The sequence below is a fragment of the Pseudomonas sp. 3JA genome, assembly GCF_036961705.1.
GTDB lineage: Bacteria > Pseudomonadota > Gammaproteobacteria > Pseudomonadales > Pseudomonadaceae > Aquipseudomonas > Aquipseudomonas fluorescens_Q.
Map to the genome: position 1 here is coordinate 1 of NZ_JBAMDJ010000019.1, position 16,230 is coordinate 16,230.

14 protein-coding genes are annotated in these 16,230 nt (G+C 61.8%); 10 read left to right on the plus strand and 4 right to left on the minus strand.

Annotated features, from left to right (window positions below; translation table 11 throughout):
- Positions 1 to 226: 226 nt before the first annotated feature.
- Positions 227 to 610, minus strand: a complete 384-nt coding sequence (locus V7773_RS16080) for a DUF6124 family protein (RefSeq protein WP_336074135.1) — start codon at positions 608 to 610, stop codon at positions 227 to 229.
- 481 nt (positions 611 to 1,091) lie between these two features.
- On the opposite strand from V7773_RS16080, the gene oscA reads away from it, so the two are divergent.
- From oscA to V7773_RS16120, 8 genes are all read left to right on the plus strand, one after another.
- On the plus strand, positions 1,092 to 1,274 hold the full coding sequence (gene oscA / locus V7773_RS16085; RefSeq protein ID WP_003186967.1) for a sulfur starvation response protein OscA: 183 nt from the start codon (positions 1,092 to 1,094) through the stop codon (positions 1,272 to 1,274).
- A gap of 138 nt (positions 1,275 to 1,412) precedes the next feature.
- Positions 1,413 to 2,426, plus strand: a complete 1,014-nt coding sequence (locus V7773_RS16090; RefSeq protein WP_336074136.1) for a sulfate ABC transporter substrate-binding protein — start codon at positions 1,413 to 1,415, stop codon at positions 2,424 to 2,426.
- 230 nt (positions 2,427 to 2,656) lie between these two features.
- Complete coding sequence (gene cysT / locus V7773_RS16095) at positions 2,657 to 3,475, plus strand: sulfate ABC transporter permease subunit CysT (RefSeq protein ID WP_013692011.1); 819 nt, start codon at positions 2,657 to 2,659, stop codon at positions 3,473 to 3,475.
- 12 nt (positions 3,476 to 3,487) lie between these two features.
- Positions 3,488 to 4,357, plus strand: a complete 870-nt coding sequence (cysW, locus tag V7773_RS16100) for a sulfate ABC transporter permease subunit CysW (protein WP_336074137.1) — start codon at positions 3,488 to 3,490, stop codon at positions 4,355 to 4,357.
- Positions 4,358 to 4,360: 3 nt separating this feature from the next.
- A complete protein-coding gene (locus V7773_RS16105; protein ID WP_092225611.1) occupies positions 4,361 to 5,350 on the plus strand; it encodes a sulfate/molybdate ABC transporter ATP-binding protein in 990 nt (329 codons plus the stop codon).
- A 366-nt stretch (positions 5,351 to 5,716) separates the two neighbouring features.
- Positions 5,717 to 7,084 carry a cytochrome C gene (locus V7773_RS16110; protein WP_336074138.1) on the plus strand — a complete coding sequence of 456 codons (1,368 nt, stop codon included), beginning with the start codon at positions 5,717 to 5,719 and terminating at the stop codon, positions 7,082 to 7,084.
- Positions 7,074 to 7,583 (plus strand): hypothetical protein, encoded by a 510-nt coding sequence (locus tag V7773_RS16115; RefSeq protein ID WP_063323499.1) that lies wholly within the window; start codon positions 7,074 to 7,076, stop codon positions 7,581 to 7,583. Before V7773_RS16110 ends, V7773_RS16115 begins: the two co-directional genes overlap by 11 nt.
- Positions 7,580 to 9,802 carry a GMC oxidoreductase gene (locus V7773_RS16120; protein ID WP_092349662.1) on the plus strand — a complete coding sequence of 741 codons (2,223 nt, stop codon included), beginning with the start codon at positions 7,580 to 7,582 and terminating at the stop codon, positions 9,800 to 9,802. The genes V7773_RS16115 and V7773_RS16120 overlap by 4 nt, the downstream gene beginning before the upstream one ends.
- Before the next feature lie 60 nt (positions 9,803 to 9,862).
- Here the strand turns inward: V7773_RS16120 and V7773_RS16125 are convergent, their stop codons facing one another.
- A complete protein-coding gene (locus V7773_RS16125) occupies positions 9,863 to 10,387 on the minus strand; it encodes an Mpo1 family 2-hydroxy fatty acid dioxygenase (RefSeq protein WP_063323497.1) in 525 nt (174 codons plus the stop codon).
- Between the two features lie 88 nt (positions 10,388 to 10,475).
- On the opposite strand from V7773_RS16125, the gene V7773_RS16130 reads away from it, so the two are divergent.
- Complete coding sequence (locus tag V7773_RS16130) at positions 10,476 to 11,162, plus strand: Crp/Fnr family transcriptional regulator (protein WP_336074141.1); 687 nt, start codon at positions 10,476 to 10,478, stop codon at positions 11,160 to 11,162.
- A gap of 190 nt (positions 11,163 to 11,352) precedes the next feature.
- On the opposite strand, the gene V7773_RS16135 is transcribed toward V7773_RS16130, so the two are convergent.
- Complete coding sequence (locus V7773_RS16135; protein WP_063323495.1) at positions 11,353 to 12,357, minus strand: AraC family transcriptional regulator; 1,005 nt, start codon at positions 12,355 to 12,357, stop codon at positions 11,353 to 11,355.
- A 100-nt stretch (positions 12,358 to 12,457) separates the two neighbouring features.
- On the opposite strand from V7773_RS16135, the gene V7773_RS16140 reads away from it, so the two are divergent.
- Complete coding sequence (locus tag V7773_RS16140) at positions 12,458 to 13,531, plus strand: fatty acid desaturase (protein WP_336074142.1); 1,074 nt, start codon at positions 12,458 to 12,460, stop codon at positions 13,529 to 13,531.
- A 139-nt stretch (positions 13,532 to 13,670) separates the two neighbouring features.
- Here the strand turns inward: V7773_RS16140 and V7773_RS16145 are convergent, their stop codons facing one another.
- Positions 13,671 to 16,175: a TonB-dependent siderophore receptor gene (locus V7773_RS16145; RefSeq protein WP_336074143.1), complete on the minus strand. Its 2,505-nt coding sequence runs from the start codon at positions 16,173 to 16,175 to the stop codon at positions 13,671 to 13,673.
- Positions 16,176 to 16,230: the final 55 nt, after the last annotated feature.

Here is a 16,230-nt window from a genome sequence, read left to right on the forward strand (position 1 = left end):
ACGCAATGCCTGCGTTCGGCCATCGTGGTTAACGGGGCGCCCGAGATCAACGTCCACCGCGAGGCGGCCTAGTAGCCGACCTGGCTCTGGGTGAGACCGCGTTTCCCCTGTGGGAGCGGGCTTGCTCGCGAAGGCGCCGGTTCAGCTTGCATCATTGTTGCCTGACACTCCGCTATCGCGAGCAAGCTCGCGATGGCGTCGGTTCAGCCTGCATCAATGCAAAGCTCTACCCCTTGGCCCCAGACGCCGCCATCTCCTTCGTTTCCAAATGATCCAACGCCCGCTCGACCAACAACTGCACCCCATCGGCCATGCGACTGATCGCCAGGGCCACGCAGCGGCGTGAGTCGTCGACGTCGTCGGCCAGGTCGGCGGCGATGGTGCTGATGGAGAGCAGGTCTTCGGAGGCGTTGGCGAGCAGGGTTTCGGTGTCTATGTGGGGGGACACGATGAAAAGTTGGTTTTTGTCGGGTTCGGGCGGTGAGGCGGGCTTGGGGTTGAGGTAGTAGTCGAGGGCGCGGGTGGCGGCGTCATCGAGCTTTTTTTCTTCCTGCGCTTGGACGCGGGATTTGTGGCCGCTTTGCGGAGGATTCGGTGAAGGCTTGACCATATTCTATGTACCAGAGTTGAGGTCGACATCCTTTCGCTTGCATTCGAAGAGGTGGCAACTGTACGTAGGTGTGCAAGACCGGTCCGGTACCGCCGGCAGACCCGAAGGCCTCCCACGCACAATTGCCATAACGGACGCGAGCATAAAAAAATGCTCGGTCAATAGCCATAACCAATTGCGTACCAGTCCGGGCTTGCACGTCCGTGTCACCGTTTTTTGCGATGACGAACAGAGGTTAGCCGCGGCATGGAGCGCTGCCTAGTTCATGAACAGCTCAGCGTTTTGAAGGAAATATCCCAGGCGTTAGCAGGGAAAGGCCTCCCAAGCGCCCCTGCCGTAGGACGTCGGCTACTTTCTGTAATTTCGGTTATATAAAAATTCTTAAATAGTCTTTTTAAGAATATCTGCGCTTATCTAGTATTGCTCCCACGCCGCAAGCAGTGCCGCCCACTGCCAGGCATTCATTCAAAGGAGCAGCAGCATGAGCGCATCTCTACGTAGCGTTGACGGCCAGGACGAAGCAACCATCTTGCGCGAGATCCAGAGCGCGTTGCGCGATCTACGCTTTGGGGCAGTGGAAATCACCGTGCACAACGCGCAGGTGGTCCAGATCGAACGCAAGGAAAAATTCCGCTTGCAGCAACCGAGTCATAAGCCGTCTTGAAGAAAGACAAAAGATCGCAGCCTTCGGCAGTGCCTACGGGGGGCTGAGTGTAGGGGCTGGTGAAGGCTGCGATCTTTTCTACAAGCCAAACGAATTTCCAGAAGCCATAAGAAAACCAGAATTCCAGGAGCTTTCACCATGTCGTCCATTCGTCGTTATGCCCTGGCCGCCCTGGCCAGTGCTGTTTTTGCAGGTTCCGCCGTCGCCAAGGATTACGAGCTGCTCAACGTGTCCTACGACCCGACGCGTGAGCTTTACCAGGATTACAACGCCGAATTCGCCAGTTTCTGGAAGAAAGCGCACCCGGACGACAGCGTGAAGATCCAGCAATCCCACGGTGGTTCGGGCAAGCAGGGCCGGGCGGTGATCGACGGTCTGCGGGCCGACGTGGTGACCCTGGCCCTGGCCGGCGATATCGATGAAATCGCCAAGCTGGGCAAGTCCCTGCCGGCGGACTGGCAAACACGCCTGCCGGAAGCCAGCACGCCCTACACGTCCACCATCGTGTTCCTGGTGCGCAAGGGCAACCCCAAGGGCATCAAGGATTGGGGCGACCTGATCAAGAATGACGTGTCGGTCATCACCCCGAACCCGAAGACCTCAGGCGGTGCTCGCTGGAACTTCCTCGCGGCCTGGGCCTACGGCCTGAAGGCCAATGGCGGTGACGAAGCCAAGGCCAAGGAATACGTGCAAGCGCTGTTCAAGCACGTGCCGATCCTCGACACCGGCGCCCGTGGCTCGACGATTACCTTCGTCAACAACGGTCAGGGCGACGTGTTGCTGGCCTGGGAAAACGAAGCCTTCCTGGCACTGAAGGAAGATGGCGGCGCCGACAAGTTCGACATCGTCGTGCCGTCGCTGTCGATCCTTGCCGAACCGCCGGTGGCGGTGGTGGACAAGAACGCCGAGAAAAAGGGCAACGCTGAAATCGCCGAAGCCTATCTCAAGCACTTGTACAGCCCGGCCGGCCAGGAAATCGCCGCGAAAAACTTCTATCGCCCACGTGACAAGGATGTGGCCGCCAAGTACTCCCGCCAATTCCCGAAACTGGAGCTGGTGACCATCGACAAGGACTTCGGCGGCTGGAAAACCGCGCAACCGAAATTCTTCAATGATGGCGGCGTGTTCGACCAGATCTATCAGGCGCAGTAAGCTGGACAGGCCATAAAATGGGCTCTGACTGCGGTTGCAATGTTGTTTACTCAAGGCTTGAAGGATTCTTTGTGGCGAGGGAGCTTGCTCCCGCTTGAGTGCGAAGCGCTCACAAAAACGGGGCTGCTGCGCAGCCCAGCGGGAGCAAGCTCCCTCGCCACGGATTCACTCGCCAGCGAACCACATTGCAATGACCGTCGGGGCTTTGCTGTTCTCAACCAAGGACTTCTATGTCGCGTCGCATATCCCCCGTCATACCCGGCTTCGGGCTGACGCTGGGCTACACCCTGGTGTACCTCAGTCTGATTGTGCTCATACCCCTGGCGGCGATGTTCGTGCATGCCGCCCAACTCACCTGGGAACAGTTCTGGGCGATCATCTCGGCGCCGCGGGTGCTGGCGGCCTTGAAGCTCAGTTTCGGCACCGCGCTGTACGCCGCGATCATCAACGGCGTGATCGGTACGCTGCTGGCCTGGGTGTTGGTGCGGTACACCTTCCCCGGCCGCAAGATCATCGACGCGATGATCGACCTGCCGTTCGCCCTGCCCACCGCCGTAGCCGGTATTGCCCTGACAGCGTTGTATGCGCCGACCGGCCTGGTCGGCCAGTTCGCCACTGACCTGGGGTTCAAGATCGCCTACACGCCGCTGGGCATCACCCTGGCGCTGACGTTCGTGACGCTGCCGTTCGTGGTGCGCACGGTGCAGCCGGTGCTGGCCGATATTCCTCGTGAAGTCGAAGAGGCCGCCGCTTGCCTCGGTGCCAAGCCGTGGCAGGTGTTCCGCCATATCCTGGTGCCAGCGTTGCTGCCGGCCTGGTTGACCGGCTTCGCCCTGGCCTTTGCCCGGGGCGTGGGCGAGTACGGTTCGGTGATTTTCATCGCCGGCAACATGCCGATGAAAACCGAGATCCTGCCGCTGCTGATCATGGTCAAGCTCGACCAATACGACTACACCGGCGCCACCTCCATCGGCGTGCTGATGCTGGTGGTTTCCTTCGTCCTGTTGCTGCTGATCAACCTGCTGCAGCGGCGTATCGAAACCCCATAAGGAGGCGCGAACATGTCCCAATCGTCTATTTCCGCGGCCTCCACCAATGCCGCCCGTCGCGGCAGTGCGACGTCGCGGCGAATCCTGATCGGCATTGGCTGGCTGATTTTTGCGCTGTTTTTGCTGTTGCCGCTGTTCATCGTGGTGTCCCAGGGGCTGAAGTCCGGCCTGGGGGCATTCTTTACCGCGATTTTCGAACCCGACGCATTGTCGGCGCTGAAGCTCACGGTGATCGCCGTGCTGATTTCGGTGCCGCTGAACCTGGTGTTCGGTGTCAGTGCCGCGTGGTGCGTGAGCAAGTATTCATTCCGTGGCAAGAGCATGCTGGTGACGCTGATCGACCTGCCGTTTTCGGTGTCGCCGGTGATCGCCGGCCTGGTGTATGTGCTGATGTTTGGCGCCCAGGGCCTGTTCGGGCCGTGGCTGTCGGATCACGACATCCAGATCGTGTTTGCGCTGCCGGGCATCGTGCTGGCGACGATTTTCGTCACCGTGCCGTTCGTGGCCCGGGAGCTGATTCCGCTGATGCAGGAGCAGGGCACCCAGGAAGAAGAGGCCGCGCGCCTGCTCGGTGCCAACGGTTGGCAGATGTTCTGGCATGTCACCGTGCCGAACATCAAGTGGGGGCTGATCTATGGCGTGGTGCTGTGTACCGCCCGCGCCATGGGCGAGTTCGGCGCGGTGTCGGTGGTGTCCGGGCACATTCGCGGGGTGACCAACACCCTGCCGCTGCACGTCGAGATCCTCTACAACGAATACAACCACGTGGCCGCGTTCGCCGTGGCGAGCCTGTTGCTGATCCTGGCGCTCTTCATCCTGCTGCTCAAGCAGTGGAGCGAAAACCGAATCAACCGCCTGCGCGCCAGCGCCGCGGAGGAATAAGTCATGTCGATCGAAGTTCGTAACGTCAGCAAGAATTTCAATGCCTTCAAGGCCCTGGATGACATCAGCCTGGACATCCAGAGCGGCGAGCTGGTGGCGCTGCTGGGCCCGTCGGGTTGCGGCAAGACCACGCTGCTGCGGATCATCGCCGGCCTCGAAACCCCGGACCAGGGCAACATCGTGTTCCACGGCGAGGACGTGTCCGGCCACGACGTGCGTGACCGCAACGTCGGTTTCGTGTTTCAGCACTACGCTTTGTTTCGCCACATGACGGTGTTCGACAACGTCGCCTTTGGCTTGCGCATGAAGCCCAAGCAGCAACGTCCGAACGAAAGCCAGATCGCGACCAAGGTCCATGAGCTGCTGAACATGGTGCAGCTGGATTGGCTCGCCGATCGTTACCCTGAGCAACTGTCCGGCGGCCAGCGCCAGCGTATCGCCCTGGCCCGCGCCTTGGCGGTGGAGCCCAAGGTGTTGCTGCTGGACGAACCCTTCGGTGCACTCGACGCCAAGGTTCGCAAGGAGCTGCGCCGCTGGCTGGCGCGGCTGCACGAGGACATCAACCTGACCTCGGTGTTCGTGACCCACGACCAGGAAGAAGCCATGGAAGTCGCCGACCGGATCGTGGTGATGAACAAGGGCGTGATCGAGCAGATCGGCTCGCCGGGGGATGTCTACGAAAACCCGGCCAGCGACTTTGTGTATCACTTCCTCGGCGACTCGAACCGCCTGCACTTGGGTGAGGACCGGCATGTGCTGTTCCGCCCTCACGAAGTCTCGCTGTCGCGCTCGGAGCTGGAAGACCACCACGCCGCCGAAGTGCGCGACATCCGTCCGCTCGGCGCCACCACTCGGGTGACCCTGAAGGTGGAAGGCCAGAGTGAGCTGATCGAGGCGGAAGTGGTGAAGGATCACGACAGCCTGGTGGGCCTGGCGAAGGGCGAGACGCTGTTCTTCAAGCCGAAGGTCTGGCAGAAAGTCGCCAACCTCTAAAAGCATCGCGAGCAAGGGCCTGGTGGTTCGATCGTTCCCACGCTCCTGCGTGGGAACGCCGCCAGGGACGCTCCGCGTTCCGCTTCTGGAAGGTGACGCAGAGCGTCACGGGATGCATCCCCACGCAGAGCGTGGGGACGATCAGCTTCACGCCAATCCATGGGATCGAGCTTGCTCGCGATGGCGTCCTCACTGCCCCCGATCAGAATCTGAATAACTCCACCCAACCTTGCTTCGATTGGTTCTACGCCAACGCCTTTTCCCCGCCCAAACCCTACCTAGACTCTGACAGGCCAGGAGGCAAGTGAGAGTCCATGACGGACCGGTGTTATCTCTCCTGGTGCCCTGATGCCAAGGAGAGAAAACATGAGAGTGGAAGTCAGTCGGCATGGCCCGCTTGGCTGTGCATTGTTAGGCGTCTTGCTGGCTCCGGCCGCCAGCGCCGCCCCTTCGTTGTCCCCCCAGATACCCTTCGATGTCACGGTGACCCACCCCGTTTCACTGGTCAGCCTGCAAGCCGATTTCGATGAGCTGTCGTGGCAAACCTTCATTGCCCTGAACTGGCCGGCGCTGGACAACGGTGATCCGAATACCGGCACGCCCATCGGCAAGCAGGATGGCGCCACCGTGTGGGAGAGCTGGAAAGAGAGCTACCAGATTTTCCGCGCCAAGGGCCAGGCGCCGCTGCCCTGGAATGCCCCGGCGACTCTGCCCGAAGCGTGCAAGTCGCTCAAGCCCGGTCGCCTGTTGCAGCAAATGGGCAAGGTACCCGATGTGCTGGATGAGTTTATCCAGCCCTTCGAGAGCGGCCCGCTGGTTGACCAGAACGGCACCTACACGCGCAACGAAATCGTGGTCAACCAATCGATGTTCAACGGCATCGTCGACAACGGTCTGTACAGCATCGAAGGCCAGCAGAAGTTCTTCGCCGCGAAGCCGACCAATACCGTGGCGTTCAGTTGTGGTTCCACCGAGACCAAACAGGTCGGCGCGGTGATGGTGAAGGCGTCGTGGAAAGTGCTGGGCCCCAACGACAACCGGCAGGACTTTCACACCGTCGATGCACTGGTCTACACGCCGGGCAACAACGACCCGAGCCATGGGCCGATTGTCGGAGAGTCGTGCGTGTCCGAGCCGGTCGGGTTGGTGGGATTGCACATGGTCCATAAGACCACCAGTGCGGCGCAATGGGTCTGGTCAACCTTCGAGCATGTGAAAAACGTGCCGGAAAAAACCACGCCTGTTGCCCAGCGCACGGGGCCTTATCTGTTCTACAACGCAGCCAGCCAAAGCGACATCAACCAACCGCCGCCACGGCCATGGAACCCGGCGGTCAAGGCGACGCCCTCGCAGATCGTGCGCGACGTGCCGCTCACCGAGGCCACCAAAAAACTGAACGCTACGTATCAAGGCCTGTTGCGTACGGTGAACCCGAAGAGCGTCTGGGCGAACTATCAACTGATCAGTACCCAGTGGCCGTCGGCCCCGTCACCGAACTGCCAGATATCGGCCGCCAACCCGCTGGGCAGCCCTGCCCCCTTGTTCCTGGCCAACGCCACGCTGGAGACCTACATCCAGGGCACCGTGCCCCAGGCGTCTTCCAGTTGCATGGCTTGCCATGGCAATGCGGCCACCCATGTCACCGAGTCGCCGCGTACCAGCTTCGCGGATTTCACCTATTTGCTCGAACGCGCACAGTCCACTGGCGGACAAGGAGTCAACCATGAGCAGTGATCTGGACAACTTTGTGGGCCTGTCATCGGCCCTGACCGGCATTCCCACGGATCGGCTGGCACCGGCGATCGACCAGGTGGGTTTGCCACCGATTTTTCTCGCGTTCATCACCCCGCGTATCACCCCTGAGGTGCTCAATACGTTGCTGACTCAATACGCCACGCTGGCAGCGGACAATGTGCCCCCCGACCAGATCGCCAAAGCGGTGCTGATGGATGGATCGCGACCGGCTGTCACGCAAGCGGCCCAAGCTGCGCGTTCGATCATGAAACTGTGGTTGCTGGGAGTCTGGTATCAGCCCTATGCCACTGGCAACTACAAATCGACCGACTCGACGGTGGTGTCCGACCAGGCTTACATCCAGAGCTGGGCCTGGAAAATCGCCCAGGCCCACCCCATGGGCTACAGCGAGATGTTTTTCGGCTATTGGAACACCACGCCACCGAGCCTTGAGGACTACACCGGCGTGCCTGCCAACACACAAGGAGCCTCGTCATGAGTACCGAACAAGCCGAGGTGATCATCGTTGGCGCGGGGTTGGCCGGCAGCATCATCGCTTATCAGTTGGGCATGGCCGGCGTGGATGTGTTGGTGCTCGAATCGGGTCCGGAGATCCCGGCCAACCGTGCGCAATACCTGGAGCGTTTCTACACCGCCACCCTGAAGACCCCGGAGTCGCCCTATCCGCCAGTGTCGACCCTGGACACGCCGCGTGACCCGAGCAAGGAAAATGCCCCGCGGGCGACCATCGCCGACCTGATCCTTGGCTGGGACAAGCCGCAAGTCAGCTATCTGGTGCAGAAAGGCCCACTGCCCTTCAACAGTACTTATGAACGGGTGGGCGGCGGCACGACCTGGCATTGGGTCGGGACCTGCCTGCGCATGGTGCCGAACGATTTTCGCCTGAAGAGCAAGTACGGCGTCGGAGTAGATTGGCCGATCGGCTACGACGACCTGCAAAGCGCCTATTGCCGGGCCGAGGCGGAAATCGGGGTGTCGGCCAATGTCGCCGACCAGGCCTACCTGGGCATGACGTTCCCCGAGGGCTATTCATTTCCGATGCACAGCATTCCGTTGTCGTTGGTCGATGGCAGTTTCGTCACAGCCGTGACCGGCAAGAACTTCGACGGCTTGCCGTTGGTGGTCAGCCCGACCCCGGCCGGGCGCAACTCCCAGCCCTATGCCGGGCGCCGGGTGTGTGCCGGCAATACCAACTGCACGCCGATCTGCCCGATCCAGGCCAAGTACGACGCCACCGTGACCCTGAACAAGGCCCTGGCCACCGGCAAGGTCCGAGTCATGTACCGGACCGTGGCCAGCAAAGTGACCGTGGGCCCGGACAAGAACATCAATGGCGTCGAATTCATTCAATACCAGCTTGGCGAGGGACCGAAGACGGGCACCGGCGTGGCCATCGGGCAGCGTTACGTGATCGCGGCCCATGCCATCGAAACTCCCAAATTGTTGCTCAACTCCAAGACCCCTGCCTGGCCCGATGGCGTGGCCAATAGCAGCGGCCAGGTCGGACGCAGCCTGTCCGACCATCCGATTTACCTGGCGTGGGGGCTGATGCCGGAAGGCAAGACGGTGTTCCCGTACCGGGGACCGGTGTCCACGGCGGGCATCGAGAGCCTGCGTGACGGCGACTTTCGCAGCCAGCGAGCGGCGTGGCGTATCGAAATTGGCAACGAGGGCTGGAACTGGCCGGTGGGCGACCCTTACATCACCGTGGCCGATTTTATCGATGGCAAGAACAAAAGCAGCACCAACCCGTTGCCATCGAAAGAGAACCCGCCGCCGCCCACTGAAGCGCTTTACGGCACGGCCCTGATTCAACGGCTCAATGACCTGTTCATCCGCCAGTTTCGGATCGGCTTTTTGGTGGAGCAGGTGGAGAAGGATCCCGACCAGTCCAAGAGCTACATCGTGCCTTCGACGGACAAGCTCACGGACGGGCTTGGCATTCTTCGGCCGGAAATCCACTACGACCTGTCCGATTACACCAAGGAAGGTTTCAGGCAGGCGAAGATATTGGCGAGCCACATCATCAAGGACCTGCTCGGCGCCGTGGAACTGACGGCACCTATTGGCCAAGGGAAATTCAGGTACAAAGAAGAGGATTACACCTTCCAGGGCGCCGGGCACCTGATGGGCACCTACCGCATGGGTGATGATCCGGCCAAGTCGGTGGTGGACAAGTACCAGCGCAGTTGGGACCACAAGAACCTGTTCCTGGTAGGCGATGGTGTCTTCCCCAGTACCGGCACCTCGAACCCGAGCCTGACGATCGCGGCGTTGTCGTTCCAGGCCGGGGACACTGTGGCCAACGACCTGAAGGCGGTGACGATGCAGGTCCAATCCAACATCGCCTGGCAGGGCACTGGCGTGAAGGTCAACGGGTTGGTTCCGCGTTTGGTTCGCTACGTCAGTGGGCTATGGTGTGCCAGTCCGCAGGGTGGAAATGTCGATGGAAATGGCGGTTCGAGGCACATCGACTACAGCAGCTATGCCTTGCCCGGTGCCGCCGAAGGTGCCTTGATCGGTCGCGTGGGCGATGGTGGCAAGCCGTTCCTGGTGGGGGATCTGGGGCAGGTTCCTGCCAGCGAGCAAGGCGAGCTGCAACTGTGCATCAATGATGACCTGACCGGGCAATACGGAGCAGGTTTGAGCGATAACACCGGTGCGCTGACGGTGCGGATCGAATTCGGCGCCCTGTAGTGCCTGAGCGGTAAGGCCCAACTCCTGTGGGAGCAAGCTCGCTCCCACAGAGGGGTGTTTTCAGGCGGCCGAACGCTGGTTGCGCAACGTCACCGGCCCGGCGCGCTCTTCGATGGCCTGCTTCAATTCGCCGCGAAGCCCCAGCAGGAAACCCGCTTCCACCACCACAAACAGCGGTCCGACAATCAGCCCGGTGAGGTCGTCGACAAACGCCGGTTTGCGGCCTTCGTAATAGTGGCCGACGAACTGGATCACCCAACCCACCACGAACATCCCCAGGCCACTGCTCAACCACACCGCCGTGCTTTGCGCGGCCAGTGTCTGACCCAGCCATAGCGCCAGGCCCAGCAGCACCGTCATCAGCACACCCAGGCGCACTTCCAGGCGTAGGTAGAACCAAGCACTGGCCACGGCCACCAGCAATGCCGGAGAAATCAGGATCGCGCCCAGCGGCCAACCGGGCCGTGACAGCAGCACGGCAACGGCGACGAAGATCAGCGGAATGCCAACGAAATGAGTGGCGATGTTGCGCGGGTCTCGGTGATAAGCAGCGTATTGACTGAGATGATCGACGAGGCTTTTCATTGTTGTTCCTCCTGGGGTGATGCCCGCATGATGCATCAGGTCTTGCACGACGCTCTGTCAGTTAGCCGACACTTGTCCCGGAGTTTCCATGAATTCGCATCCCTGGCACTCACAACTGATGGCCGGCCACTGGTACAGCCACTTGCCCGTTGAGTTACAGAATAGCCTGCTGGATATGGCCCGCGAGCGCCGCCTGCCGCCGGGCCATGGGCTGTTCAAGCGTGGCGATCCGCCGTGCGGGCTGTATGCCGTGCTGGAAGGCGCGGTGCGCGTCGGTGCGGTGAACGAACAGGGCAAGGAGGCACTGCTGAGTATGATCGAGGCGCCCCACTGGTTCGGTGAAATCTGCCTGTTCGATGGCCAGCCGCGCACTCATGATGCGGTCGTGGTGGGTCAATGCACGTTGTTGCACGTGCCGCAGGCGCCGTTGCTGGCCTTCCTGCAAGCGCAGCCGATCTACTGGCGGCATCTGGCATTGTTGATGAGCCACAAACTGCGCCTGACCTTCATCAACCTCGAACATCTGAGCCTGATGCCCGCCCCTGCCCGGGTGGCCCACCGCCTGCTGATGATCGCCGAAGGCTACGGCGAAATCGAACCGCCGCGCCGAATCTTGCAACTGCCCCAGGAGCATCTGGCGCTGATGCTCGCGCTGTCACGCCAGACCACCAACCAGATCCTCAAGGACTTGCAGGCCCAGGGCATTCTCCACCTCGGTTATGGCGAGATCGAAATCCTCGACATCGAACGATTGCGCGGGTTGACCACGATCTGAAACCAACCTGGCCCCCGTGGCGAGGGAGCTTGCTCCCGCTGGCCTGCGCAGCAGGCCCTTGGCATGTCTATAGGCAGGCGGAGCGCATTGGCCGGTTTTGCGACTGCTGCGCAGCCGAGCGGGAGCAAGCTCCCTCGCCGCAGGGGCTTGTCTGGGCGAAAGTCATCGCCCGCCCAGCCAATCCAAATCCCTAGCGCAACCCATCCCGAAACTGCCCCGGCGTCATCCCGGTCCAGCGCTTGAAGGCGCGGCTGAAGCTGCTGGCATCGGCAAAACCCAACAGGTAGCTGACTTCGCTCAGCGAGCAATTCGGATCCCGCAGGTGCAGCAGCGCCAGATTCTCCCGGCACTCGTTGAGCAGTGCGTCGAAGCGGCAGCCTTCGTCGGCCAGGTGCCGTTGCAGGCTGCGCAGGCTCAGGTGCATGGCCTGGGCGATGCGTTCGGCGCTGGGCTCACCTTCGGGCAGTTGGGCCTCGATGGCCGCGCGTACTTTGCGCTCCCAGGTCAATGGCTTGAGCTGTGCGAGGGTGCGTTCGAGCACTGTTTCATTGTGTTCGGCCAGTTCCGGGTTGGCGTCGTCCAGGTGGCTGTCGAAATCGGTGAGGTTGAACTCCAGGCAATCCTGCGCGGCGCCGAAATGCACCGGCGAGCGGAACACTTTGTGCCAGGGGCTGGGGTCCGCCGGTTCCGGGCGCCGCAGGTACACCGCCAGTGGTGCGTAATCACGGCCGAGGCGGTTGCGACAGGTGCGCACGTAAATCGCCGCGAACGCGTCGATGGCCTCGAAGGCTGGCGCCGGTCGGTCCGGCGGCACCTCGAGGCTAAAGCGATAACGGTCCTCTGCGCGGATCAGCTGGAGGGTTAGCGCATCGCTGACCACCGGGTGATAGCGTACGATCCGCTCGAACACTTCCCGCAGGCTGCCGCTGGCCACCAGGGCATAACCCAGCGCGTGAAAGGTGGTGGGGCTGACGAAACGCGAGACCCGCAGGCCGATGGCCGGGTCGCCGCTGGCCTGCACCGCCAAGGTCCACAGGCGGGTGGTGGCCGAGAGCGGGTAACGGGCGTTCGGGTCGTCCATCCATTGCGGGTCGAGGCCGGCTTCTACGCACAGGGCGTGGCTGTCCAGGCCCAGCGCATCGAGCTGTTTGCGCAGGGCGCGGGTCCAGCTGGCGAGGGAAGTCGGTTCAGTCATGACGATTGGCGCGTGCGGTCAACAGGTTGGCGTTTACGGCTACCACCCCAGGGGACAACGCCCGGCAGGATGAGCACATCTCTAACAGAGGATGTAAGCCATGCACGGCACTTGCGCAAGCCCCGAGCGATTGAATGCACAACAGCGATCAGCCCATATTCGCCAGGTTGTATTGGCCCGGGGCGAGGAGTTGCGTCGGCGCTATCCGATCCTGCGCCAGCAGGACGCGTTGGGCGCGGGCATCCTGGCGTTCGCCCTGGCCGGGATGATCGGTTCGGCGCTGCTCTACATCAACGGTTACCTGGCCGGGTGGGCGTGCCTGTTGCTCAACGCGTTCTTCGCGTCGCTGACCCACGAGCTGGAACATGACCTGATCCACAGCATGTATTTTCGCAAGCAGCGCCTGCCCCACAACCTGATGATGGGGTTGGTCTGGCTGGCGCGGCCGAGCACGATCAATCCGTGGATCCGTCGTCACCTGCACCTCAACCATCACAAGGTGTCCGGCAGCGAAGCCGACATGGAGGAGCGGGCCATCACCAACGGCGAACCCTGGGGGCTGGCGCGGTTGCTGATGGTCGGCGATAACGTGATGTCGGCGTTCATCCGCCTGCTGCGAGCCAGGACCTGGGCGCATAAGCGCAGCATTCTCAAGCGCACGCTGAAGGTGTATTTCCCGCTGGCGTTGCTGCATTGGGGCGCCTGGTATGTGTTTCTCGGTTTTCATGGGGCCAACGGCATCGCCGGTCTGCTGGGCACTTCAATTGACTGGTCGGCTACCACGCTGGCGACGATGCAGGTGATCGACATCGCCGCGGTGGTGATCATCGGGCCGAACGTGTTGCGCACCTTTTGCCTGCATTTCGTCAGTTCGAACATGCACTACTACGGCGATATCGAGCCGGGCAACGTCATCCAGCAAACCCAAGTGCTCAACCCCTGGTGGTTGTGGCCGTTGCAGGCGTTCTGCTTCAACTTCGGCAGCAGCCATGGCATTCATCACTTCGTGGTGAAGGAGCCGTTCTACATTCGTCAACTGACGGTGCCGGTGGCGCATAAGGTGATGCGGGAGATGGGTGTGCGGTTCAATGACTTCGGCACGTTCGGGCGGGCGAATCGGTTTGTGCGCCAGGACGGTGTGGTGCGGGAGGAAGGGGATACGGTTCGGGTTTGAAGCTGCCCCATCCGAAGGGCCAGAACAGAACCTGTGGCGAGGGAGCTTGCTCCCGCTGGGCTGCGCAGCAGCCCCAAAAAAACGGGCCGCTTCGCGTCCAGCGGGAGCAAGCTCCCTCGCCACAGGGAATGGGTTGCAGTTAGAACTGGTAACTCACCGTCGCCGCCACATTGCGCTCTTCGCCCATGTAGCAAAAGCTCAGGCTGGCGCACGAAGCGACGTAGCTTTCGTTGGTCAGGTTGTTCGCGTTCAGGCGCACGTCCACGCCCTTCAAGCCGACCTTGCCCAGGTCATACCCCACCGAGGCATCGAACAACGTGTAGGACGGCACTTTCATGGTGTTCTCCGCATCGGCCCAGCTGTAGCCGACATACCGCACGCCGCCGCCCAGGCGCAGGCCATCGAGGGTGCCGCTGTCGAACTTGTAATCCGCCCAGACGGAGGCCATGTGGCGCGGGGCCTGGGTCGGGGAGTTGCCCTTGTTTTCGATGATGTCGGTGGGCGTGCTGAGGGTGCTGACCATCGATTTCGAGTATTCGATGTCGGTGAAGGTGTAACTGCCCAGCACTTTGAATTGTTCGGTCAACTGCAGATGCGCTTCCAGCTCCAGGCCCTGGGAGCGCACGGCCCCGATGGCGCGGTAGAAGCTGTCCTGGGGCAGTTTGGTCGCCAGGTTTTCCTGGTCGATGCGGAACAGAGAGGCTGTGTACAGGTCGTCAGTGCCCGGCGGCTGATACTTCAGGCCCAGTTCCCATTGCTTGCCATCGGTGGGCGGCAGTGGGTTGCCGGCGCTGTCGGCATAGGAGTTCGGGTTGAACGACTCGGAGTAGCTGATGTACGGCGCCAGGCCATTGTCGAACAGGTACAGCGCTCCGGCACGGCCAGTGAGCTTGGTGCGTTTGTCGTTGATCTCGGTGCCTTCCGGGCGACCAAATTCAGCGATGCGGTTCTCATCCGAGGTTTGAACCCAGTCCTGGCGCAGGCCGAGGGAAAAGCGCCACTTGTCCATTTCGATCAGGTCTTGCAGGTAGACGCCGGTCTGCTCCAGGCGTCGCAGGTAGCTGGTGTCATAGCGACCAGTGATGGTCGAGTTGCCGTAGACCGGGTCAAAGGCGTTGATTGGCGCCAGACTTCCGCTGGTCCAATCGACCACGGTTTTGCGCCGCTGATAGTCGGCCCCCATCAGCACGGTGTGCTTGGTGGCGCCAGTGAAGAATTCGGCTTGCAGCATGTTGTCGACGATGAAGGAATGAAGCTTTTCTTCGGCGCCGGTGTAATAGCGGTTCAGCTCGTTGCTGGTGGGCGTGGTCCAGTCGTAGGCATAGACCTGATCGTTCTTGACCTCGGAATCCAGGTAACGGAAGTTCTGCCGGGCGGTGAAGACGTCGTTGAAACGGTGTTCGAATTGGTAGCCGAACGACTGCTGGTCACGCTCATAGCGGTCGATGCCGGGTTCGCCTTCGAAGAAGTGCTCGGAAATCCGTCGACCGTTGCGCTGATGCAAGGTGCCATCGGCCGGCATGCCGCCGTGGTAGCCGCCGTCGGGGTCATGCTGCAGGTAGGCTTGCAGGGTCAGCGAGGTGTCCTCGCTGAAGTCGATGTTCACTGTCGGCGCGAGGGCGAAGCGCTTTTCCTTGTTGTGGTCGAACTGGGTGTCGGAGGTGTCCGCCAGGCCGATCAGGCGATAGGTGATGCGTTTGTCGTCATCCACGGGGCCGGTGAAGTCGAAGCCCATGCCGCGTTGGCCCTGGGTGCCGACCGTGGCCTGGATCTGGTGATAGGCCTCGTACTGCGGCTTCTTGCTGGTCAGCGCCACCAGGCCACCCGGTGAACTGCGGCCGTAGAGTACCGAGGACGGGCCCTTGAGAATGTCGACCCGCTCCAGGAAGTACGGATCGACCTGCATGGAGCTGTAGGTGCCGCTGTCGCCCATGGACTTGAGGCCGTCGAGGTAGATGTTATCCACCGAGCCGTCGTTGAAGCCGCGCATCGCCACGTAGTCGTAGCGGTGGGTCGCGCCGTAGGGGTTGGTCAGCACGCCGGGGGTGTAGCGCATGGCCTGGGACACGGTTTGCGCGCCCTGGTCGTCCATTTGTTCGCGGGTGACCACCGACACGCTCTGGGAGGTTTCGCGCAGGGCGGTGCTGGTCTTGGTGGCGACCTGGCTGTGGGTGGCGTTGTAGCCTTCCATGCTGCCCAGGGCGTTACCCAAGGCGAAGCCCTTGATGTCGGTGGTCGGCAATTCCAGTGTGCTGCCAGCGGTCTCGGTCTGCAGCACGTAGCTGCTGCCATCCGGGCTGACGGCAACCAGTCCCGAGCCGCTGAGCAGTTGGCTCAGGGCCTGGTCCGGCGAGTACTCGCCCTTGAGCCCCGGAGACTGGACGCCGCCGGTTTGCGCCGGGGTGCTTGCCAGGGTGATCCCGGCCTGGCGGGCGAACTGGTTCAGCACATCGCTCAATGGGCCCGGGGCAATGTTGTAGCTCTGACGGCTGGCGGTCACGCCGTTTTGTGCGGCCACCGCGAGCATCGGCACGACGCTGACCCCCAGCGCCGTGGAGAACAGCGCGGCATGGATCGCCTGGCGCAGCAGGCCCGGTTGCGCAGAGAAGCCGAAGGGGTTCTTGAGAGGTACGCGCTCAGTCATTGTAGGTTCCGTAGGAGTCGCCGAAGGCAGATAAGGGGTGCTTACTGTCCTAGCC

Coding starts and splice junctions, on each gene's coding strand:
- V7773_RS16080 (WP_336074135.1), bottom strand. CDS start 610: ATGGTCAAGCCTTCACCGAATCCTCCGCAAAGCGGCCACAAATCCCGC.
- oscA (WP_003186967.1), top strand. CDS start 1,092: ATGAGCGCATCTCTACGTAGCGTTGACGGCCAGGACGAAGCAACCATC.
- V7773_RS16090 (WP_336074136.1), top strand. CDS start 1,413: ATGTCGTCCATTCGTCGTTATGCCCTGGCCGCCCTGGCCAGTGCTGTT.
- cysT (WP_013692011.1), top strand. CDS start 2,657: ATGTCGCGTCGCATATCCCCCGTCATACCCGGCTTCGGGCTGACGCTG.
- cysW (WP_336074137.1), top strand. CDS start 3,488: ATGTCCCAATCGTCTATTTCCGCGGCCTCCACCAATGCCGCCCGTCGC.
- V7773_RS16105 (WP_092225611.1), top strand. CDS start 4,361: ATGTCGATCGAAGTTCGTAACGTCAGCAAGAATTTCAATGCCTTCAAG.
- V7773_RS16110 (WP_336074138.1), top strand. CDS start 5,717: ATGAGAGTGGAAGTCAGTCGGCATGGCCCGCTTGGCTGTGCATTGTTA.
- V7773_RS16115 (WP_063323499.1), top strand. CDS start 7,074: ATGAGCAGTGATCTGGACAACTTTGTGGGCCTGTCATCGGCCCTGACC.
- V7773_RS16120 (WP_092349662.1), top strand. CDS start 7,580: ATGAGTACCGAACAAGCCGAGGTGATCATCGTTGGCGCGGGGTTGGCC.
- V7773_RS16125 (WP_063323497.1), bottom strand. CDS start 10,387: ATGAAAAGCCTCGTCGATCATCTCAGTCAATACGCTGCTTATCACCGA.
- V7773_RS16130 (WP_336074141.1), top strand. CDS start 10,476: ATGAATTCGCATCCCTGGCACTCACAACTGATGGCCGGCCACTGGTAC.
- V7773_RS16135 (WP_063323495.1), bottom strand. CDS start 12,357: ATGACTGAACCGACTTCCCTCGCCAGCTGGACCCGCGCCCTGCGCAAA.
- V7773_RS16140 (WP_336074142.1), top strand. CDS start 12,458: ATGCACGGCACTTGCGCAAGCCCCGAGCGATTGAATGCACAACAGCGA.
- V7773_RS16145 (WP_336074143.1), bottom strand. CDS start 16,175: ATGACTGAGCGCGTACCTCTCAAGAACCCCTTCGGCTTCTCTGCGCAA.